The 21,160-nt window shown below is 72.8% G+C and carries 16 protein-coding genes; 11 read left to right on the top strand and 5 right to left on the bottom strand.

The window, feature by feature from the left end; all coding sequences use genetic code 11:
• Window positions 1–371: 371 nt before the first annotated feature.
• On the top strand, window positions 372–4,307 hold the full coding sequence (gene eccCa / locus OG242_RS03340) for a type VII secretion protein EccCa (protein WP_405901494.1): 3,936 nt from the start codon (window positions 372–374) through the stop codon (window positions 4,305–4,307).
• Between the two features lie 68 nt (window positions 4,308–4,375).
• Here eccCa and OG242_RS03335 read toward each other — a convergent pair whose 3' ends face one another.
• The gene (locus tag OG242_RS03335) at window positions 4,376–5,605 is read right to left on the bottom strand and encodes a S8 family serine peptidase (RefSeq protein ID WP_405896716.1); all 1,230 of its coding nucleotides are present in this window, start codon (window positions 5,603–5,605) and stop codon (window positions 4,376–4,378) included.
• Window positions 5,602–8,940, bottom strand: coding sequence for a right-handed parallel beta-helix repeat-containing protein (locus tag OG242_RS03330; RefSeq protein ID WP_405896715.1), 3,339 nt, complete (start codon window positions 8,938–8,940; stop codon window positions 5,602–5,604). The genes OG242_RS03335 and OG242_RS03330 overlap by 4 nt, the downstream gene beginning before the upstream one ends.
• A 242-nt stretch (window positions 8,941–9,182) precedes the next feature.
• Between OG242_RS03330 and OG242_RS03325 the strand changes: the two genes are divergently transcribed.
• From OG242_RS03325 to OG242_RS03290, 8 genes are all read left to right on the top strand, one after another.
• Window positions 9,183–10,283, top strand: a complete 1,101-nt coding sequence (locus OG242_RS03325; protein ID WP_405896714.1) for a hypothetical protein — start codon at window positions 9,183–9,185, stop codon at window positions 10,281–10,283.
• Between the two features lie 173 nt (window positions 10,284–10,456).
• Window positions 10,457–11,281: a HipA family kinase gene (locus tag OG242_RS03320; RefSeq protein ID WP_405896713.1), complete on the top strand. Its 825-nt coding sequence runs from the start codon at window positions 10,457–10,459 to the stop codon at window positions 11,279–11,281.
• Entirely contained in the window at window positions 11,278–11,661 is a 384-nt protein-coding gene (locus OG242_RS03315) for a DUF3037 domain-containing protein (protein WP_405896712.1), read from the top strand. The genes OG242_RS03320 and OG242_RS03315 overlap by 4 nt, the downstream gene beginning before the upstream one ends.
• 216 nt (window positions 11,662–11,877) lie before the next feature.
• Window positions 11,878–12,639, top strand: coding sequence for a 3-oxoacyl-ACP reductase FabG (gene fabG / locus OG242_RS03310; RefSeq protein ID WP_405896711.1), 762 nt, complete (start codon window positions 11,878–11,880; stop codon window positions 12,637–12,639).
• A gap of 20 nt (window positions 12,640–12,659) precedes the next feature.
• Window positions 12,660–13,415, top strand: coding sequence for an SDR family oxidoreductase (locus OG242_RS03305; protein ID WP_405896710.1), 756 nt, complete (start codon window positions 12,660–12,662; stop codon window positions 13,413–13,415).
• A gap of 117 nt (window positions 13,416–13,532) precedes the next feature.
• Window positions 13,533–15,119 (top strand): ABC transporter substrate-binding protein, encoded by a 1,587-nt coding sequence (locus OG242_RS03300; protein WP_405896709.1) that lies wholly within the window; start codon window positions 13,533–13,535, stop codon window positions 15,117–15,119.
• Window positions 15,120–15,221: 102 nt separating this feature from the next.
• A complete protein-coding gene (locus OG242_RS03295; RefSeq protein ID WP_405896708.1) occupies window positions 15,222–15,905 on the top strand; it encodes a uracil-DNA glycosylase in 684 nt (227 codons plus the stop codon).
• Window positions 15,906–15,991: 86 nt separating this feature from the next.
• The gene (locus OG242_RS03290; RefSeq protein WP_405896707.1) at window positions 15,992–16,477 is read left to right on the top strand and encodes a hypothetical protein; all 486 of its coding nucleotides are present in this window, start codon (window positions 15,992–15,994) and stop codon (window positions 16,475–16,477) included.
• 34 nt (window positions 16,478–16,511) lie between these two features.
• On the opposite strand, the gene OG242_RS03285 is transcribed toward OG242_RS03290, so the two are convergent.
• Window positions 16,512–16,949, bottom strand: a complete 438-nt coding sequence (locus tag OG242_RS03285) for a hypothetical protein (RefSeq protein ID WP_405901493.1) — start codon at window positions 16,947–16,949, stop codon at window positions 16,512–16,514.
• Window positions 16,950–17,168: 219 nt separating this feature from the next.
• Here OG242_RS03285 and OG242_RS03280 point away from each other — a divergent pair, with 219 nt between their 5' ends.
• Window positions 17,169–18,068 (top strand): Gfo/Idh/MocA family protein, encoded by a 900-nt coding sequence (locus tag OG242_RS03280; RefSeq protein WP_405896706.1) that lies wholly within the window; start codon window positions 17,169–17,171, stop codon window positions 18,066–18,068.
• Here OG242_RS03280 and lnt read toward each other — a convergent pair.
• Together lnt and OG242_RS03270 are read right to left on the bottom strand one after the other, a co-directional pair.
• A complete protein-coding gene (gene lnt / locus OG242_RS03275) occupies window positions 18,065–19,642 on the bottom strand; it encodes an apolipoprotein N-acyltransferase (protein WP_405896705.1) in 1,578 nt (525 codons plus the stop codon). The two genes, OG242_RS03280 and lnt, sit on opposite strands and share 4 nt — an antisense overlap.
• 92 nt (window positions 19,643–19,734) lie before the next feature.
• Window positions 19,735–20,601, bottom strand: a complete 867-nt coding sequence (locus OG242_RS03270) for a universal stress protein (RefSeq protein WP_405896704.1) — start codon at window positions 20,599–20,601, stop codon at window positions 19,735–19,737.
• Window positions 20,602–20,747: 146 nt separating this feature from the next.
• On the opposite strand from OG242_RS03270, the gene OG242_RS03265 reads away from it, so the two are divergent.
• Complete coding sequence (locus tag OG242_RS03265) at window positions 20,748–21,125, top strand: hypothetical protein (protein ID WP_405896703.1); 378 nt, start codon at window positions 20,748–20,750, stop codon at window positions 21,123–21,125.
• The last annotated feature ends 35 nt before the right edge of the window (window positions 21,126–21,160 follow it).

Below are 21,160 nucleotides of genomic sequence, written 5' to 3'. Positions count from 1 at the left end.
ACGGAGGGCGTGGCGTGCGGTGTTGCAGGCCACTGGAGGGGAGGTGGCGCGAATGAGATGGGAGACAGTCGAACGGTCGGGAGCGTGCGGAGGGAGGGGGTGACGTGGACTTACGGAGTTGACGGGGTGCACACTACTGTCACTCCCGGAGGCCGTCGTAACGGGAGCCCCGGTAACGTGCACGGCACACATACCGGCCGGCCGCCGCAGGGCTCCGCCGTCCGTACGGCCTGCCCGTACCGCGCCCGCCGGCGTCGGCACCCGGACCGTGAGCCTCCTCCACGTGCCGCCGCGCGCGCGAAGACCACTAAGGAGCCCCAGCGTTGAGCGTGGTCCTGTTCCGTCGTCCGGCCCGCCGCCGCGGACCCGACATGCCGAGCGGCGAGCTGACCCTGCAGGAGCCGCCGACCCTGATGGAGACCGTGCCGGACACGTCCGCGGTGTGGACGTATCTGCCGATGGCGATGATGTCGGTCTCCATGATGCTGATGTTCCTGCGCATGGGCGGCCAGGGGTCCGGCATCTTCATGTACATCGCGCTCGGCATGATGGTGCTCGCCGCCGCCGCGATGATGGTCGGTCAGGTCATGCGCAAGGCGGGCGACCGCAAGCAGCGGCTGCGCGGCGAGCGCCGTGACTACCTGCGCTACCTGGCGCAGAGCCGGCGCACCGTGCAGCGCACCGTCGTCGAGCAGCAACTGGCCCTGGCCTGGCGCCACCCCGAGCCCACCGTGCTGCGTTCCATGGTGCGTACCACCCGGTTGTGGGAACGCCGCACCAAGGACGTCGACTTCGCCGAGCTGCGCATCGCCGTGGGCGACCAGCAGTTGGCCCTGCGGCTCAACCCCGTCTCGACCAAACCCGTCGAGGACCTCGAACCGCTGTGCGCGCACGCCCTGCGCCGCTTCATCCGCGCCTACAGCACCGTGCCCGGCCAGCCCATCGCGCTCTACCTGCGCTCCTGGTCCCGGGTGCTGCTGCGCGGCGACCAGGACGCCGCGCGGGGCATGCTGCGCGCCGCGCTGAGCCAGCTCGCGGTCTTCCACCCGCCGGAGGAGGTGTGGATCGCGGTCTGCGCCGACGACGAGCACCGCGCCGAGTGGGAGTGGGTGAAGTGGCTCCCGCACAACCAGCACCCCCAGGAGACCGACGGCGCCGGACCGCTGCGCATGGTCGCCTCCGCGTTCACCGACCTGGAGAACCAGCTCGGCAGCGAGTTCTCGGAGCGGCCCGCCTTCGACCCGGACGCCCTGCCCGGCCGCGACGAGCCGCTCGTCGTGGTCGTCGTGGACGGTGCAACCGTCCCGGCCGGCCACCGCTTCGACGGCCCCGGCTACCGCAACGCCGTCGTCCTCGACCTCTCTGGCACCCTCACCTGGCGCCCCGGCCGCACCACCCTCCGCCTCGACGTCACCCCCGAGACCGTCGCCCTGGTGCGCACCGACCGCAGCCGCAAGGAGCAGACGACCGTCCTCGGCCGCCCCGACCAGGCCGGCCCGGTCGCCGCCGAGACCCTGGCCCGGCTGATATCCCCGTACCGGATGAGCCTCACCGCGGACGCGGTCGAGCCGCTCTCCGCCGACATGGAGCTCACCACCCTGCTCGGCATCCCCGACCTGCACCGCCTCGACCCCGAATCCCTGTGGCGGCGGCACAGGGCCTCCGCACGGCTGCGGGTGCCGGTCGCCGTCGGCGCGGACGGCCGCCCGGTGGAGCTGGACATCAAGGAGTCCGCGCAGGGGGGCATGGGCCCGCACGGCATGCTCATCGGCGCCACCGGCTCCGGCAAGTCCGAACTGCTGCGCACCCTCGTCCTCGGACTCGCCCTCACCAACTCCTCCGAGACGCTCAACTTCGTCCTCGTCGACTTCAAGGGCGGCGCCACCTTCCTCGGCCTGGACGAACTCCCGCACACCAGCGCCGTGATCACCAACCTCGCCGACGAGGCCGCCCTGGTCGAGCGCATGCAGGACGCCCTCCATGGCGAACTGCTGCGCCGCCAGGAACTGTTGCGCGCGGCCGGCAACTACACCTCCGCCCTGGAGTACGAGCGGGCGCGCGCCGGCGGCGCCGACCTCGCCCCGCTGCCCAGCCTCTTCGTCGTCGTCGACGAGTTCAGCGAACTGCTCGCATCGCACAGGGAGTTCATGGAGCTGTTCGTGATGATCGGCCGCCTCGGCCGGTCCCTGGGCGTACACCTGCTGCTCGCCTCGCAGCGCCTGGACGAGGGCCGCATGCACCAGCTGGAGTCGCATCTGTCCTACCGGATCGGGCTGCGCACCTTCTCCGCCATGGAGTCGCGCGGCGTCCTCGGCGTCCCCGACGCCTACGAACTGCCCTCCCAGCCGGGCAGCGGTTTCCTCAAGAGCGGCGTCGAGGCGCTGACCCGGTTCCGCGCCGCCTACGTCTCCGGGCCCTACCGCCGTCGTGGCGGCGCCGTCGCCCAGGCCCGCGTCGCCAGCCAGGTCGTGCCCTGGACCGCCGAGTACGTGGTGCCCCGCGCTCCCGCTCCGGCCACCGTCGAACCGGAGGCGGAGGAGACGGACGACGGTTCCAGCCTGCTGTCGGTCGCCCTGGACCGGCTGCGCGACGCGGGCCCGCCCGCCCACCGCGTGTGGCTGCCGCCGCTGGGCGCCCCGTCCCCGCTCGACGTCCTGCTGCACGGCCTGACCGTCGACCCGGAGCGCGGACTGACCGCGCCGCGGTGGAACGGCACCGGCAAGCTGCGGGTCCCGGTCGGCCTCGTCGACAAGCCCTTCGACCAGCGCCGCGACCCCCTCGTCGTGGACCTCGCGACGGCGGGCGGCCACGTCGCCGTCGCGGGCGGCTCGCAGAGCGGCAAGTCGACCGTGCTGCGCAGCCTCATCATGGGCCTCGCGCTCACCCACACCCCGCGCGAAGTGCAGTTCTACTGCCTCGACTTCGGTGGTGGCACTCTCTCCCAGCTCACCGGGCTGCCGCACGTCGCCGGTGTCGCCGCCCGCCTCGACGCGGACCGGATCGGCCGCACCGTGGCCGAGGTCACCGCCGTGCTCACCCGACGCGAGCAGTTCTTCCTGGAGCACGGCATCGACTCGATGGCCACCTACCGGCGCCGCCGCGCCGCCGGGGAGTTCCCCGACGAGCCGCACGGCGACATCTTCCTGGTGATCGACGGCTGGTCCACGGTCCGGCAGAACTTCGACCAGTTCATCCCCACGTTCAACCAGATCGCCACCGGCGGCCTCAACTACGGCGTCCACCTGATCGTCGCGACCTCGCGCTGGCTGGAGCTGACCGCCCCGGTGCGCGACCAGGCCGCGACCCGCCTGGAACTCCGGCTCGGCGACACGATGGACTCCGTGGTCGACGTCCGCAAGGCGGCCGGCGTGCCCCGTACGCCCGGCCGGGGGCTCACCGTCGACTCCAAGCTGCACTTCCTCTCCGCGCTGCCCCGAGGCGACGGCTCCAGCGACCCGGAGACGCTGAGCGAGGGCGTCGGCGAACTGGTCGAGCGCATCGCCGCCGCCTGGCACGGGCCACGCGCACCGCAGGTGCGGATGCTGCCGCACCGGCTGCCCGCCTCGGAGCTGCCCGAGCCGGAACTCGGCCAGGGCCAGAGCCTCAGGCTGCCCCTGGGCCAGGACGAGGAGACGCTGGACACCGTCTGGCACGACTTCTCCCGCACCCCGCACCTCGTCGCCGTCGGCGACACCGAGAGCGGCAAGACCAACCTGCTGCGCGTGGTGGCGGACGCGATCGTCGCCCGCTACTCGCCGACCGAGGCCCGTATCCTCGTCGTCGACTACCGCCGTGACCTGGTGGAGGCGGTGCCCGAGGAGTACCGGCTCGGGCACGCCGTCTCCGTCGACGCCCTCAAGCAGCTCGTCGGCGGCTCCGCGAAGGCGCTGCGGACCCGGCTGCCCGGTCAGGAGATCACCCCGGCCCGGATGCGCAGCGCCGACTGGTGGACCGGCCCCCGGCTGTTCGTCCTCGTCGACGACTACGACATGGTCGGCGGCGGCACGGTGATGGACCACCCGTTCGCACCGCTCTTCGACCACCTTGCGCTCGGCCACGAACTGGGCCTGCACATCGTCGTCGTACGGTCCGCCACCGGCGCCGGACGCGGCCTCAACGACCAGCTGCTGCGGCGCCTGGACGAGGTCAACACCCCGGGCGTCCTGATGTCGACACCGCCGTCCGAAGGGTACGTCTTCGGGAACGTGAAGCCGCGAGTGCTGCCGCCGGGACGCGCGCTGCACATCGTGCGGCGCAAGCCGGTACTGATCCAGACGGCGCTGGCGGGCGGGACGGAGGAGGAGTAGGCGGCCTCGCTTATGCACCCCGCACCGAGGCTGCCCCGCGCCCCTGCCGGGGCGCGGGGCCGTATCCCTCAGGGGCGCCGGGCAGACGGCCGCCAGCCCCTACGACGGCCCCGGGGGATGATCACGGCGAGCCAGACGACGGTGACCACCACGGCCACACCGGCCAGCGTCGGCCACATGGCGCGGCGCAGCGGCCCGGCCGCCCGGTCCTCCGGCATCCGCACCGGGGCGGCCGACTCCTTGTCCGCGGCCGGTCCCAACGGCGCCTTCGCGGCCGTGGAGGCGGAGGCGAGCACCGCGGTCACGGCGGCGTACGGGTCGACCCTCGGCACGGCGTCCGGGTAGGCCGAGGACCGCAGCAGTTCCGCGGTCTGCGCGGCCGTCAGCTCCGGGTGCACCGATCGCACCAGGGCCGCCGCCCCCGCCACGTACCCGGCGGCGAGCGAGGCCCCGGAACCGATGTAGTGGCCGTTCTTCGACGGACCGATCCCGACCACCCCGTCACCGGGCGCCGCGAGCTGGGCGCTCCCGGTGGTGTACGAGCCCGTCGGCCGCTCACCCTTGGCGTCCACGTCGAGTACGGACAGCACACCGTCACCGGCGGCCGGGTAGTAGTCCCGGGCCGGGACCTCCTGGCCCACCCCGCCGGCCGGCGAGTCCGGCACGGCGGCGGCGACCAGCAGTACGTCCTTCTTCGCGGCCAGTCGCACCGCCGACCTCAGGGCGGCCGTGTCGCCCGGGAAGGCCGCCGACACGGTCACCACCTCGGCACCGGCCCCGATGGCGGCCTCGATGCCCGAGGCGACCCGGCCGGGGGTGGCCGCGCCGCGCTCGTCGGTCCCGCGCACCGCGACGATGGCCGACCGCTGGGCGACGCCCGCGAACTTCACGCCCTTGTCCGACTGCGCGGCGATCAGCCCCGCCACGAAGGTGCCGTGCCCGACACAGTCCTTCCCGGCCGCGCCGACCGCCGTCACGCGGCCCTTCAGCGCGGGCGCCGAGGTCGAGACGCCGGTGTCGACCACGCCGACCTTGACCCCGGAGCCGGAGGCGAACTGCCAGGCCCGGCCCAGCTGGAGGCTGACCTGCTCCCACGGCACGGCGGTGGCCTGCCGCCCCGAACCCTCAGTGCAGCCGGCGTTGCCCGTCAGCTTCGTCCTGAGTACCGGCAGCTCCACCGTGTTCCCGCCGGCCGCCGCGGCGCTCATGGCACCGGCACCGCTCAGAGCGGCCGTCAGCAGCAGCGCCAGCGCACCGGCGGCGGCCCGGGACGGATTCCTCCCGCGCATCGCCGTCACGCCCCCGCCCCGCCGGAGGCGGACGCCGACACCGGGTCGGCGAGATCCTCCGGGAGCAGCAGCCGCAGATCGTCCAGGCTGGGCGCGGCCACTCGGCTGAGCCGGCCCGCCTGCCGCGTCATCATCCGCTCCAGCACCTGACGCGCCGTGCGCGCGTTGCCGAACGACCGGTCGCGCGGCAGGGTGTCGAAGTGGTGCCGCAGTACCGAGCCGAGCCCGGTGCCGCACTCGTACCCGGCCTGCAGCGCGTGCTGGCGGACGATGGTGACGAGTTCGTCGGACGAGTAGTCGGCGAACTCGATCTTCCGTGAGAACCGCGAGTGCAGCCCCGGGTTGGAGGCCAGGAAGCCCTCCATCTCGTTGGTGTAGCCGGCGACGATGACCACCACCTGGTCGCGGTGGTCCTCCATCAGTTTCAGCAGCGTGTTTACGGCCTCCCGGCCGAAGTCGGCGCCGGACGCCTCCCGAGGCGTGAGCGTGTACGCCTCGTCGATGAAGAGCACGCCGCCCAGCGCCCGCTCGAAGACCTCCTTGGTGAGCTGCGCGGTGTGGCCCACGTACCGTCCGACCATGTCGGCGCGGGACACCTCGACGAGCTGGCCCCGTGGCAGCACGCCCAGGGAGACGAGGAGTTCGCCGTAGAGCCGGGCCACCGTGGTCTTGCCGGTGCCGGGCGGTCCGGTGAAGACGAGGTGGTGGCTGAGGCGCGGCACCGGCAGCCCGGCGGCCTCCCGCTGCCGGGCCGTCGAGACCAGGTTGACCAGGTCCGTGACGTCCCGCTTGACCGCGGAGAGCCCGACCAGGGCGTCCAGGCGGCTGAGCGCGTCGTCCCCGGCGTCGGCACCGTCCGGACCGGCCTCGAGGTCGCGGGCGGCCTGCTCGCTGATGTCCTGCGGCAGCAGCAGGGTGAGGTCCCTCTCGGTGACCTGGGCCTGCGAGGCGAGCCGTACGGCCTGCCGGTCCACCATCTCCTCGAAGACCTGCCGTGCCGCACGGCCGTTGCCGAATCCGGCGTCCTTCGGTATCCGGTCGAAGTGTGTCGCGAGCGCCTTGCGGGTCTCGTCGCTCAGCACGTACTGGTGGCGCCCGCACATGCTCTCCACGATCTCCACCAGTTCGGGGACCGAGTAGTTCTCGAACTCCACGGTCCGCGAGAACCGGGAGGCCAGACCCGGGTTGGAGCCGAGGAAGCCGCGCATCTCACCGGAGTAGCCGGCGACCACCACCACCACGTCGTCGCGGTGGTCCTCCATCAGCTTCAGCAGCGTGTCCACCGCCTCCCGGCCGAAGTCGGCGCCCGAGCCGCGCGAGTCGGAGGTGAGCGCGTACGCCTCGTCGATGAAGAGCACGCCGCCCAGCGCCCGTTCGAAGGTTTCTGTGGTCTTGATGGCGGTACCGCCGATGACCTGCGCGACCAGATCGGCCCGGGAGACCTCGACCAGGTGACCGGACCGCAGTGTCCCCAGCTCGGCCAGGATCGTGCCGTAGAGCCGCGCGACCGTCGTCTTTCCGGTGCCGGGCGGACCCGCGAAGACCAGGTGCCGGCTCATCGGCGGCGCGGACATGCCGAGTTGGGCGCGGCGCCGGGCGAGCTGGGTGAGGTTGACCAGCGTGCGGACCTGTTCCTTGACGTTGTCCAGGCCGATCAGGTTCTCCAGCGCGGCCATCGGGCCGTCCGGGCGCCCGGGACCGTCCGACTCGGGCACGGTGCCCGCCGGATCTGTGCCCTCGACCTCGCCGTAACCCCAGGCGTCCCGGGCCTCGTTGCCCGTGCTGTTCAGGTTCTCCACCGCGAGCCGGCCGCTCGCCCTGGACTGGACGAGCCCGCCGCCCCTGTTCTCGCGCACGGTGCAGCCGACCACCGAGACCGGCGACTCGGTCTCCACCCGGATGCCGTCACGGCCGTTCCCCGCCGCCTCGCAGCCGTTGAGGTTGGCGCGGCCGCCCTCGCGGACCAGGAAGCCGTGGTCGGTCGCGGCGGCGGCACGCACCCGGGTCGCCGTCAGCTCGCCGCCGTTGTCCACGACGACGCCGCAGCCGCCGGCCGACACCAGCTCGCCGTCGCGCAGTGCCGCCGTGCCCTCGCCGCCGATCTCCAGACCCGCGCCGCCGGGTCCGGTCACCTTCAGACCGGCCAGGTAGACGTTGCCGCCCGAGGCGACCGTCACTCCGGCACCGCCCGGCGACTCCACCGAGCAGTCCTCCACCCGGCCGCGTCCGCCGTCGGTCACCGAGACGCCGGTGCCGCCCGTGCCGGTGATGCGGGCCCTGCGCACCAGCGGGTTGGCGCCGCCCCTGACCACCACGCCGGTGCCCCTGACATCCAGGATCTCCACGCGGTCCAGCTCGGCCGCCGAGTCCTCCTCCAGCAGCACGGCCTCGGCCTCGCCGTCCCGGACGGTCAGTGAGGTCAGGGTGGGCGAGGAGGAACCCGCCACGCGCAGCGCCGCTGCCTGGGCGCCGCTCAGCCAGCAGTCCTCGTACGTGCCCCGCGAACGGTCGGTGACGAACAGGCCGTTGCCCGCCGTGCGGGACGTGCGGCAGCGGCGCAGCACCGGGTCGGCGCCGTGCGACACGATGATGCCCTGGCCGGTGGTGCCGTTGACCCGCACGTCGTCCAGCTCGATCCGGGCGGCGCTGGTCAGGTGCGCGCCGATCGCGGTGTCGTGGATCACGGTCCGCAGCACCCGGACCGCGCTGCGCTCCTCCAGTGCCAGCGCGGGCTTGTCGGTCGAGGAGAGGTCGCAGTCCTCGACGGAGACCTGGGCGTCTCCGTTGGCCAGCAGGCCGTTGCCGCGCGCGTCGCGCACAGTGCAACCGCGTACCGTCGCCCTGCCGCGCTCGCCGATCACCACGCCGCTGGTGCCCAGGTGCTCGAACGTGCACGACTCCAGCGAGCTCTCGCTGGCCGAGGTGACGACGACGCCCGCGCCGGTCCGGCTGGAGACCCGGCACTCGCGCATGGCCAACGAGCCGGAGTTGCGGGCGAGGACGGTGGCCCAGGACGCGCCGGAGACGTCGCAGCCCTGCATCGCGACCTGCCCGTGCGAGGCGTCCACGACGGGAGCCTCCTCGTCCTGGCCCTGCACCACCAGATCGGTCAGCATCAAGGCGTCGGCCCGCAGCGAGACCGCGGTCCCGGTGCGCGGCGCCAGGCGGACGCTGCCGCGTGACTGCTCGGCGACGATGGTCACGCGGGTGGTGACGACGAGGTTCTCCTCGTACGTCCCCGGCCGCACACTGAGCACCGCCCCTCCGCGTGCCCTGGCCAGGGCCTCTGCGATCGTCCGGGCGTCCCCGGTGCCCTCCGGACAGATCGTCAGTACCTGGCGCACTCCGCTGACCTCCTTGTATCGGCACCCATGGGTTGCGGTCGGCCCCATCATGCCTTCCTCCCACCTGCGATCCCACCCCGGTCCGGCCGCCGGGGCGGCCGGACCGGTGAGCTCCGCGACGCGGCGGAGGGCGGCGTACCGCGCATTACGGGATGTTCCGCAACCCCCTTACCCGGGCTGGGATTTCTCCGAGACCCATTGTTCATCCAGAGATATGACGTGTCCCCCACATGTGTGCGTGAATGAGAGCGCTCGCAGGGACGTACGACGAACTACGGGACGGATGGGGCCAGATGACGGACCGGGCCGGAACGGCCGCGAAGGCGACGACCGAAGAGGCTGCGGCGGCCCGCGCTCACGCCTCCGGGGCCGCCCCCGAGCCGGAGGCGGCGCCCGAGACCGCCGCTGCCGGCGCCGCAGCTCAGGAGGAGACCTCGGCCGGCACGCGCCCCGTGCAGGCGCCGGACGTGGGGGACGGGGCCTCGGCACCCGAGGCGGAGGCCGGGGCGTCCGCTTCCGCCCCCGAGGCGGCGGCGGAGCCGGCAGCCGCCGAGCCGGGCGTCGCCGAGGCGCTGGCCGCTTCGGCGCCCGAGGACCCCGAACCCGGCGCGGCTGCCCCGGCCGGGCGCCCGAGCCGCCCCCTGCTGGCGGGCGCCGCCCTGCTGGGCGCCGCACTGGTCGCCGTGCCGGTCCTCCTCATGAGCCGCCACGGTGAGCCCGAGCGGCACGACACCACCGTCGCCAACCAGGCGGGCACGCTGCTGGGCGGCGGGGAGCCGACGAGCGAGGGGGCGCAGGCGTACGCGTCGTCGAGCGCGTCGCCCTCGAAGCCGGCGAAGCCGAAGAAGACACCGACACCGAAGAAGGCCGTGCCGAAGCAGGCTCCGGTCGTGGCCCCGGTGGCGCCCTCGCCGTCCCCGACGAAGAAGCCCCCGCCCGAGCCGACCCCGAAGAAGACCCCGAAGAAGACGCCGAAACCGACCCCGAAACCGGTGAAGAAGCCGTCCCGGGCGGCGGACATCACGGTCACGGCCACCAGGGTGCTGCGGGCCGGCGAATCCATCGAGGCGAACAGGACGAGGCTGCGGATGCAGCGCGACGGCAACCTCGTCGTCTACGACGAGAACGACAAGCCCCGCTGGGCCACCATGACCTTCGGCAACAACTACCAGGCGGTCTTCCAGGCGGACGGCAACCTGGTCGTCTACACCGCCGACAGCCGCCCGGTCTGGGCCAGCAAGACCCAGGGCCACCGCGGCGCGATCCTGCGCCTCCAGAAGGACGGCAACCTGGTGATCTACTCGGGAGGCGCTCCGGTCTGGGCGTCGAAGACCCAGCACTGAACGCGCCGCCCGTCGAGCGGGCACACGTCCGCACGACGGACCAGCCCCTCCGGCGGCGTCCCTCGCCGGCGGTCACCCTCGGTTACGATGCTCACTCATACCGGAGGGTGGCGGCGAGCGACGCCGTGCCACCGACGGTCCGCTCGGGCAGAAGAGATGGGTGGCCTGGGAAAGTGTTGCAAGAGGTTGTAGCGACCCGCTACGTCACGCCCCTGCGTGAAGGCGGCTCGCTCCCCGGGATCGTCGAGGCCGACGACCTGGGCACGTACGTCATGAAGTTCACCGGCGCGGGCCAGGGCCGCAAGACCCTCGTCGCGGAGGTGATCTGCGGGCAGCTCGGGCGGTGCCTCGGGCTGCGCGTGCCCGAGCTGGTGCAGATCCAGCTCGACCCGGTCATCGGCCTCGCCGAGCCCGACCAGGAGGTGCAGGAACTCCTCAAGGCCAGCGGCGGGCTCAACCTCGGGATGGACTTCCTGCCCGGCTCGCTCGGCTTCGACGCCCTCGCGTACGAGGTCGACCCGCGCGAGGCCGGCCGGGTCGTCTGGTTCGACGCGCTGATCAACAACGTCGACCGGTCCTGGCGCAACCCCAACATGCTGGTCTGGCACGGCGACCTCTGGCTCATCGACCACGGCGCCACCATGATCTGGCACCACAACTGGCCCGGTGCCCAGGCGTCCGCCGCCAAGCCGTACAACGCCTCCGACCACGCACTCGCCCCGTTCGGCCCCGACATCGCGGCGGCCGCAGCCGAGCTCGCCCCGCTGGTGACGCCCGAACTGCTCGCCGAGGCGGCGGCCGACGTCCCCGACGAGTGGCTGGTGGACGAGCCGGGCTTCGACTCGACGGACCAGCTGCGCCGGGCGTACACGGACGCGCTGCTCACCCGGGCGGCCACCATCCATGAGCGGATCATCATGGACGCGCCCACCCCCGACAAGCCGTCCCAGGCGCCGGGCTGGATCACCGAGCGCCTCGCCCCGGGCGGCCGCGCATGAGCGAGCGCCATGTCTTCGAGTACGCGCTGCTGCGCGTCGTCCCCCGCGTCCAGCGCGGGGAGTGCTTCAACGCCGGGGTGGTCGTCTACTGCCGCGCCAAGGGCTTCGTGGCCGCCCGCACCGAGCTCGACGAGACCAAGCTCAAGGCGCTGGACCCCGGCGCCGACGTGACCGGGGTCCGCGCCGCGCTGCACGCCGTCGAGGGAGTCTGCCGCGGCGGTACGGACGCGGGCCAGGCCGCCGGCGACGACGCGGGCCGCCGCTTCCGCTGGCTGATCGCGCCGCGCTCCACCGTCGTACAGCCGGGGCCTGTGCACAGCGGCCTGACCGCCGATCCCGAGGCCGAGGTGGAGCGGCTGCTCGACCTGCTGGTGCGCTGACACGCGCCCCGGGCCGCCGTCCGAGCACCGCGTGACGGCGGCCCGGCGGAGTGTGACATGCGCCGCTGCGCCCGTGTGCCGTTGACACCGGGTGCCAGGGCTTCTAGCGTCACGTCTGCTGAAGGTACTAAGCGGTTGCTCAGTCATCGGGCCGGTTCTCTCCGGGAACGCCCCGACGTCCGCTGAGCCGCTATCCAAGGGCGAGGAGAGCCAAGCATGTCCACCAGCGAGCAGCGCGTAGCCATCGTGACGGGAGCGGCCCGGGGCATCGGTGCCGCCACCGCGGTACGTCTGGCGGCCGAGGGCCGTGCCGTCGCCGTACTCGACCTCGACGAGGCGGCCTGCAAGGACACCGTCGAGAAGATCACCGCCGCCGGGGGCACGGCACTCGCCGTCGGCTGCGACGTGTCGGACAGCGCGCAGGTGGAAGCCGCCGTCGCGCGGGTCGCCGCCGAGCTCGGCGCCCCGACCATCCTCGTCAACAACGCCGGCGTGCTCCGCGACAACCTTCTCTTCAAGATGAGCGAGTCCGACTGGGACACCGTGGTGAACGTGCACCTCAAGGGCGCGTTCCTGATGGCCAAGGCCGTCCAGAAGCACATGGTGGACGCCAAGTTCGGCCGGATCGTGTCGCTGTCCTCCTCCTCGGCGCTCGGCAACCGCGGCCAGGCCAACTATGCGGCGGTCAAGGCAGGCCTCCAGGGCTTCACCAAGACCCTCGCCAAGGAGCTCGGCAAGTTCGGGATCACCGCCAACGCCGTCGCGCCCGGCTTCATCGTCACCGAGATGACCGCGCAGACCGCCGCCCGCGTCGGCATGGGCTTCGAGGAGTTCCAGGCGGCCGCCGCCACCCAGATCCCGGTCCAGCGCGTCGGCGTCCCCGACGACATCGCCAACGCCATCGCCTTCTTCACGGGCGACGCCGCCGGCTTCGTCTCCGGCCAGGTCATGTACGTCGCCGGCGGACCGCTCAACTGAACGGAAGGGCTGCGGACATCATGACTGTGCAGGACAGCGGCAAGGTCGCGCTGATCACCGGCGCGAGCCGGGGCATCGGCTACGGCATCGCGCAGGCGCTCGTCGAGCGCGGCGACCGGGTGTGCATCACCGGGCGCAACGAGGACGCCCTGAAGGAGGCCGTCGAGACGCTCGGCACCGACCGGGTCATCGGCGTCGCGGGCAAGGCGCATGACGAGGCGCACCAGGCGGTGGCCGTCGCCCGCACCATGGAGGCGTTCGGCCGGGTCGACTTCCTGGTCAACAACGCCGGCACCAACCCGGTCTTCGGGCCGATCGCGGAGCTCGACCTGAACGTCGCCCGCAAGGTGTTCGAGACCAACGTGGTGTCGGCGCTCGGTTTCGCCCAGCAGACCTGGAAGGCGTGGCAGAAGGAGAACGGCGGGGCGATCGTCAACATCGCCTCGGTCGCCGGTGTCTCCGCGTCGCCCTTCATCGGCGCGTACGGGATGAGCAAGGCCGCCATGGTCAACCTGACCCTCCAGCTGGCGCACGAGTTCGCGCCGGTGGTCCGGGTCAACTCGATCGCGCCGGCGGTCGTCAAGACCCGCTTCGCCCAGGCGCTGTACGAGGGCCGCGAGGAGGAGGCCGCCGCGGCCTACCCGCTCGGGCGGCTCGGGGTGCCGGAGGACATCGGCGGCGCCGCCGCCTTCCTCACCTCCGACCAGTCCGCCTGGATCACGGGGCAGACGCTGGTGGTCGACGGGGGCATCTTCCTGAATGCCGGGGTGGGCTGATCCGGCCTGGGCCGATATGGCCGCGAATGCCTCAAGTGCCCCGCCGGGCCTGCGGATTGACCTGGCGGGGCGCTGCGGTATGGTCTGCCGACCCATGGCTGATCGAGGAGCGTGCACGTGTTCTACCGGGCCAGTCTGCAGGCCGCTGCAGCCCTTGCGTCCCTGTCCTTGCTGGCCGGTTGCGGGCTGCTGCCCGGCGACGGCTCGGAGGTGGACCAGAAGCTCGCGGTCGGGACGACCAGTGAGCCCTCGACCCTGGATCCGGCGGCGGCCTGGGACGGTTCCTGGGAGCTGATGCGCAACGTCTTCCAGACCCTGGTCAGCTTTCCCACCGGCAGTACGAAGCCCGAGCCGGACGCGGCGGAGGAGTGCAGGTTCACCGACCGCACCAGCACGGCCTACCGCTGCAAGCTCCGCGAGGGGCTGAAGTTCTCCAACGGCGACAAGCTCGACGCCGAGGCCGTCAAGTACTCCATCGACCGGATCTCGCAGATCGCGGTCAAGGGCGGGCCCGTCGGCATGCTCGGCTCGCTCGACCGGGTCGAGACCAAGGGTGACGACGTGGTCATCTTCAACCTGAAGAAGCCCGACGCCACCTTCCCGTTCGTGCTGGCCACCCCGGCCATGTCCCTGGTCGCGCCGAGCGCCTACTCCAAGCACAAGATCCGCAACGACGGCAAGGTCACCGGCTCCGGCCCCTACCTGCTGGACTCCTACAAGCAGGGCGACCGCTCCGAACTGGTGAAGAACCCCGACTACGAGGGGTTCGCAGACCGCAAGAACGACGCCGTGACCATCCGGTACTTCAAGGAGTCCGGTGCCATGGTGGACGCGCTCAAGAAGAACGAGATCGACGCGACCTACCGCGGCCTGTCCGCCGAGGACGTCGTCAGCATCGAGGACCAGAGCGGCAGCGACAAGGACAGCGATCTCCAGGTCGTCGAGTCGACCGGCGCCGACATCCGCTTCCTCGTCTTCAACCCGGACGACCCGGCTGCCGGGAAACCGGCCGTCCGCCGGGCGATAGCCCAGCTGATCGACCGGGACGCGCTCGTCTCCAAGGTCTACAAGGGCACGGCCGAACCGCTGTACTCGATGGTTCCGAAGGGCATCGCCGGGCACGCCACCAGCTTCTTCGACACCTTCGGCAATCCCAGCAAGGACAAGGCCCGCCAGATCCTGGCAGACGCGAACATCACGACGCCCGTCGCCATGACCTTCTGGTACACGACCGACCGGTACGGATCCTCGACAGCACCGGAGTTCGACGAGCTCAAGCGCCAGCTGGAGGCGTCCGGGCTCTTCCGCATCACTCTGAAGCACCGGCCGTGGAAGACCTTCCAGGAGGGCTTCACCAAGGGGGAGTACCCGGTCTTCGGCCGCGGCTGGTTCCCGGACTTCCCGGACCCGGACAACTTCATCGCCCCGTTCGTGGGCCAGAACAGCGTCACGGGCGTGCCGTACGTGAAGGACGAGATCACCAAGCAACTGCTGCCCCAGTCCCGCAAGGAGAGCAACCGGGGCGCGGTCGGCAAGGAGTTCGAGCGGGCGCAGAAGATCCTGGTCGACGACGTGCGGCTGCTGCCGCTGTGGCAGGGCAAGCTGTACGTGGCGGCAGGCGATGACATCGGCGGCGGCGAGCGCGCCCTGGACCCGCAGACCGTCATGCAGATGTGGGAGCTGTACCGCAAGGCCAGCTGGTAGTGCCACCGCGCGGGCCCCGGGAGCCTGCTCGCGCACCGCGTTGTCAGTGGCGCCCGGTAGGTTCTGGGATCAAGAACGGATTGCCTACCGGAGGTTGTTCACGTGACCGTCACCGACCTGCTGCCCGAGTCCTGGCGCGGCGTCCTCGGCGAAGAGCTGCAGAAGCCGTACTTCAAGGAGCTCACCGAGTTCGTCGAGGAGGAGCGGTCCGCGGGACCGGTCTACCCGCCCCGGGAGCAGGTGTTCGCGGCCCTGGAAGCGACCCCGTACGACAAGGTGAAGGTCCTCGTCCTCGGGCAGGACCCCTACCACGGCGAGGGCCAGGGCCACGGCCTGTGCTTCTCCGTGCGCCCGGGCGTGAAGACCCCGCCCTCGCTGCGCAACATCTACAAGGAGATGCAGGAGGAGCTGGGCCTGCCCGTCCCGGACAACGGCTACCTCATGCCGTGGGCCGAGCAGGGCGTCCTCCTGCTCAACGCCGTGCTCACCGTCCGCGCGGGCGAGGCCAACTCGCACAAGGGCAAGGGCTGGGAGAAGGTCACCGACGCCGTGATCCGGGCCGTCGCCGCCCGCCCCGACCCTGCGGTCTTCGTCCTCTGGGGCAACTACGCGCAGAAGAAGCTCCCGCTGATCGACGCCGAGCGCCATGTGGTGGTGAAGGGAGCGCACCCCTCGCCGCTGTCCGCGAAGAAGTTCTTCGGCTCCCGCCCCTTCAGCCAGATAAACGAGGCCGTCGCCCAGCAGGGCCACCAGCCCATCGACTGGCGCATTCCCGACCTGGGCTGAGCAGCCTCCGCGCGTCCGCCCGTCCGGGCGGCTAGCGTCGGGAGCCGGACCGGGCGGTTCGGGCGGACGGGTGCGAGGAGGCCGTGGTGACGGAGCAGCGGGAGATGTCGGAGGACGTCTTCATGACCAGGATCGGCCAGGCGGTCATGCTGCTGCACGGAGGAGACCGGGAGGAGGCCCGCAACCGCTTCGGCGCGCTCTGGTCGGAGATCGGCGAGGACGGCGACGCCCTGCACCGGTGCACGCTGGCGCACTACATGGCCGATACGCAGGACGACCCGGCCGACGAGCTGGCCTGGGACCTGCGGGCACTGACCGCCGCCCGGGCGCTGACCGACGAACGCGTCGCCGGGCACCGGGACGCGCTCGCGGTCCAGGCGTTCTACCCCTCGCTGCACCTCAACCTCGCCGCCGACTACGTGAAGCTCCAGCGTCCGGCGGCCGCCCGGGACCATTTGCAGCGGGCCCGGGCGGCCGCGGCCGTGCTGGCCGACGATGGTAAGGACGACGGGTACGGGGGAGGCGTCCGGGCGGCGATCGGCCGGCTGGAGCGGCGGCTGCGCGAGTGGTGACGCGCGCCCCGGGGCGCGCGTCACCACTCGCGCGTCACCGGCCGTACGCGCGGTCGCAGATGCGGGACTGCGGGCTGCCCGCCGGCCAGTGGCCGTAGCCCCGGCCGAGGGCGCAGACCCCGGTCGCACCGCCGGGCGCGGGCAGGGCGGGCGCGGGAGCCGCCGGGGCGATCCGGTGCGGCAGCGTCGGGGCGGGTCCGCGCTCGGGCCGCTGCCGTGCCCTGCCCGGCTCTCCGGGCCGTGCGGCCGGGGGCACCGACGGCGGTTTGTGGGCGGCGGACGGCGAGGCCGAGGCGGAGCGCTTCGCCTTCGGCGCGGCCTCCAGGGTGTCGTGGACGGGCGGCCCGGCGGTCTGCGGGGCCACGTCGTGCGCCGGCCTGTCGGCCCCGGGGCGCGGTGGGGCGGCCGGCTGCGGCTGGACGGACACACACCCCGACAGGACCGCGACCGCGAGGCAGGCCAGGATTTTCACGGCGGTTCTCGTTCGTTGCACGTGATCAACTGTGCGTGGCCGGTGACCAGCCGGTGAGCCCGTACGCGGCAATTGGCCCGCACGAGTGACACCGGTCAGCGCGTCGTGCCCCGGCCGCCGCCGGGATCGCCGACCGGCGGCCGCCGGGGGCCACGTATGCTGCCGGGACGACGACGGAGGCGCCCGGCACACGGCGCTGACCAGCGAGAGGAACACCCTGTGAAGGTCGGTTGCATCGGGCTCGGGGACATCGCGCAGAAGGCGTACCTGCCGGTGCTCGGCACCCTCCCGGACATCGAACTGCACCTGCAGACCCGCACCGCGGCCACCCTGGCCTCGGTCGCCGCCGCCCACCGCATCCCGGCGGACCGCTGCCACCGGGACCTGGAATCGCTGCTCGCCCAGGGGCTCGACGCGGCCTTCGTGCACGCCTCGACCGCCGCCCACCCGGAGATCGTCGGCCGGCTGCTGGAAGCGGGCGTCGCCACGTACGTCGACAAGCCGCTCGCGTACACGCTGGAGGAGTCCACACGCCTGGTCGAGCTCGCCGAGGCCCGCGGTACCGGCCTCGCCGTCGGCTTCAACCGCCGGCTGGCCCCGGGATACGCCCAGTGCGCCGAGCACCCGCGTGAGCTGATCCTCCTGCAGAAGAACCGGGTCGGGCTGCCCGAGGAGCCCCGGACCATGGTGTTCGACGACTTCATCCACGTCGTGGACACCCTGCGCTTCCTCGCGCCCGGCCCCGTCGAGCGCACCGTGGTGAGCGGCAGGATCGTCGACGGTCTGCTGCACCACGTCGTGCTCCAGCTGTCCGGCGACGGCTTCACCGCCATCGGCGCGATGAACCGGCTCAGCGGCTCGACCGAGGAGCGCCTCGAAGTCTCCGGCCAGGACTCCAAGCGCGAGGTGCTCAACCTCGCGGAGGTCATCGACCACAAGGGCCAGCCGAGCGTGCGCCGACGCGGCGACTGGGTGCCGGTGGCCCGTCAGCGCGGCATCGAGCAGGCCGTGCTGGCATTCCTGGACGCCGTGCGCGAGGGCCGCCCGCTGAGCGCCCGCGACGCCCTGGAGACCCACGAACTCTGCGAGCGCGTCCTGCGGGAGCTCGACGCCGCCTAGGAGGCGGCCGCCGCCTTCACCGGCCGCGTACGCCGCCGGGCGCGCAGGGCCCGTACGCCCTCGAACGCGCAGTACACCGCAAGCACCCCCAGCGCCCCGTACAACGCCCAGTCGCCCAGCCGTACGTAGAGCGTCGTGCCGCGGGCCAGCGGCACCCCGTAGACGGCGGTGCCGCTGGTGTCCGTGCCGAGCCGGGTCCCGACCGCCTCGCCGTGCGGGCCGTACACCGCGCTCACACCCGTGAGGGTGGCGTGCACCATCGGCCGGCCGCTCTCCGCCGCCCGCAGCGCACCGAGCGAGGCGTGCTGGGCGGGCGCCCAGCCGTGCTGGAAGGACGACGTGGACGACTGGGCGATCAGCAGCCCGGCCCCGTCCCGGACCAGCCGCCGGCTCATGTCGGGGAACGCGGACTCGAAGCAGACCAGCGGGCCGACGCGCAGGCCGTCCGCGCCGGGCACCCGCATCGTGACCGGGCCGGTGCCGCGCAGCCGGTCCTCGCCCGCCGCACGGCCCATCGAGGTTGCCCAGCCCAGGGCCGACCGGGCCGGGATGTACTCACCGAACGGCACGAGCCGCGTCTTGTCGTACCGGTCGCCGGTCAGTCCGTCCGGGCCGACCAGCACGGCGCTCTTGAAGATGCCGGTGCGGCCCGCCGCGTCGGTCTGCCGGGCGTCCACGTTGACCAGGACGTCCGCGCCCACGGTCCGCGACAGCGCCGCCAGCCGGGCCGTTATGTCGGGCCGCCGGACCGGATCGACGCCGACGCTGCTCTCCCCCCACACGACCAGGTCGACGTCCCGCCCGGCCAGCGACCGCGTCAGCCCTTCGCTGAGGGCGAGCCTGCGCTGGATGCTGCCCGGACCGTTCACGATCCCCGGCTGCACGACGGCCACCCTGGCCGTGCCGGTCCGCTCGGGCTGCGGCGCCCACATCCAGGCCGCGCCGACCACGAGCGCCCCCACCAGGAGCGACACGGCGGCCGCGGCCCGTGCTGCGGAGTGCACCAGCAGCACGGTGAGCGCGGTGTTCACCGCCACCACCAGCAGGCTCACCAGCCACACCCCGCCCACCGAGGCCAGCCGCAGCGCCGGTTCCACCTGCCACTGGCTCGCCCCCAGCAGCCCCCAGGGACCGCCCAGCGCCTCCCAGGACCGCACCAGCTCGATCATCAGCCAGCCGCACGGCACCAGGACCACCGCCGCCAGGGCCGATCGCCCGGTCACCGGCCCCCGCAGCAGCCGGCCCACCAGCACCCCCCACGGCGCCCACAGCAGACCGAGCAGCGCCGCGAGGACCACGATGAACACGTGCAGGCTCGGCATCAGCCAGTGGTGCACGGCGATCATGTAGCCGGTCCCGCCCAGCCAGGCGTCCCGCGCCGCCGCGCGCCCCGTACCGGCCGACCGGATCAGCAACAGCAGCGGCACCAGGCAGACATAGGCGAACCACCACAGCGAGGGCGCCGGGAAGGCCAGGGCCGGCAGCGCACCGGCCACCAGCGCGGCGGCCGCGCGCCCCGGGGTCCGCTCCAGCATCCGTGCGCCCCGCTCGCGCCACCCGGCCCACGACCCCATGCCCCGCCTCCTCGCCCCACCCGCCGGCAGGCCCGTCCGCATCCGATCCCGCTCTTCTTCCCCAGTGTGGACCGGCGGACGCGGCCCGGCCCTCAGCAGGGGACCACGGCCACCGGGCCCATCGCGTGCGTGAGCGTCGTGTGCGCCACCGGCGACAGCCCGAGCCCCAGCGACTCACCACCGCGCCGCCGCCCGATCACCGTCAGCGAGGCGGTGGCGGACGCGGTGACCAGGGTGCGCGTCGCGGAACCGTTGACCGGCTCCTTCATCACCTCGACCTGCGGATACGCCGCCCGCCAGCCGGCCGTCAGCTCCGCCAGCGACCGCTCTGCCGCGTTCGCCGCCGCGTCCCGGTCGAAGACGGGTCCGCCGGACAGCATCGAGGAGAACATCGTCCAGCCGTGCACGATCCGGAGCCGGGCGCCCGGGTGTGCCGCCGCCGTCTCGAAGGCGAAGTCCAGCACCCCTTCGCTGCTCTCGTCGGCGGCCACCCCGGCGACGATGTCCGGGAAGACCTCACCCGTACCGCCGTCGTGCTCCTCGTCGTTCCGGCCCTCGTGCACGATCACCACGGGGCACTTCGCCATGGAGGCCGTCGCCAGGCTGTTGGACCCCAGCATCAGGGAGCGGAAACCGCCGAGCCCCCGCGAGCCCAGCACCACCAGGGAGGCGTCCCGGCTCAGCGAGACCAGCGCCGCCGACGGGAAGTCGAGCGGCGCGAGCGTCGTGGGCCGCAGCCCCGGAGCGGTCCCGGCCACCCGGCGCACGGCCGAGGCCAGCAGCTCGCCCGCCTCCCGCTCCTGCACCTCCTGGTCGGTGCGCCGGGCGAGCTGCCGTACGTGGACGATCAGCAGGGGCAGCTTTCGTGCGACTGCCTCACGGGCCGCCCAGCCCAACGCGTCCATGCTGTGCGAGGAGCCGTCGACCGCCGCGATCACGGGAAGCTCGGTGCCGCTCATGGGTTCCTCTCCGCCGGTTCGTACCTGCTCCGTACGCTATGGCCGTCCGGGCGCCGGTGCCGAGGCGGAAGCGGCCGTCCGGGCCCCGGCACGGCATACCGTCGCACGTCGTAGTGCCTGTGGGCCGGGCCGCCTATGCTCGCGGGATGGAGCAGAGCGAAGTGGTGAAGCGTGTGGTCGGCATCCTCACCGAGGCGGGGGAGATGCGCCGGCTGCTGGAGGAGAACCCCGACCGCGACGACGCCGACACCGACTCGACCGTGGTGACCGCCCTTCTCAACGAGACGATGCCGCGCATCGCGATCCCGGAGGACGCCACCGTCGAGGACGTGGTGGTCGTCGTCGGACGCGAGGTGGGCGGTGCGGTGGAACAGCTCGTCGGGGCCTTCACGCTGGCGTTCGCCATGCTGGCCCAGGTGCACGACGCGGGGCAGACGGACGTCACCTCGGCGGACGTGCTGCAGGACCTCGCCCTGCGCGCCGAGCAGTTCGGCACCGAGGGTCCGGGCGACGCGGAGATCTGACGTAACGCGCCGCCCCCGGTCGAGGCCGGGGGCGG

Origin of the sequence: Streptomyces sp. NBC_00727 (assembly GCF_045161745.1) — a bacterium.
Classification (GTDB): Bacteria; Actinomycetota; Actinomycetes; order Streptomycetales; family Streptomycetaceae; genus Streptomyces.
The sequence above is the reverse complement of the archived record's forward strand: the minus strand, read 5'-3'. Positions and strand labels throughout refer to the sequence as shown.

Excerpts from the sequence above, each read along its gene's own strand:
- eccCa (WP_405901494.1), top strand. The coding sequence starts at position 372 with ATGCCGAGCGGCGAGCTGACCCTGCAGGAGCCGCCGACCCTGATGGAG.
- OG242_RS03325 (WP_405896714.1), top strand. The coding sequence starts at position 9,183 with ATGAGAGCGCTCGCAGGGACGTACGACGAACTACGGGACGGATGGGGC.
- OG242_RS03315 (WP_405896712.1), top strand. The coding sequence starts at position 11,278 with ATGAGCGAGCGCCATGTCTTCGAGTACGCGCTGCTGCGCGTCGTCCCC.
- fabG (WP_405896711.1), top strand. The coding sequence starts at position 11,878 with ATGTCCACCAGCGAGCAGCGCGTAGCCATCGTGACGGGAGCGGCCCGG.
- OG242_RS03305 (WP_405896710.1), top strand. The coding sequence starts at position 12,660 with ATGACTGTGCAGGACAGCGGCAAGGTCGCGCTGATCACCGGCGCGAGC.
- lnt (WP_405896705.1), bottom strand. The coding sequence starts at position 19,642 with ATGGGGTCGTGGGCCGGGTGGCGCGAGCGGGGCGCACGGATGCTGGAG.
- OG242_RS03270 (WP_405896704.1), bottom strand. The coding sequence starts at position 20,601 with ATGAGCGGCACCGAGCTTCCCGTGATCGCGGCGGTCGACGGCTCCTCG.
- OG242_RS03265 (WP_405896703.1), top strand. The coding sequence starts at position 20,748 with ATGGAGCAGAGCGAAGTGGTGAAGCGTGTGGTCGGCATCCTCACCGAG.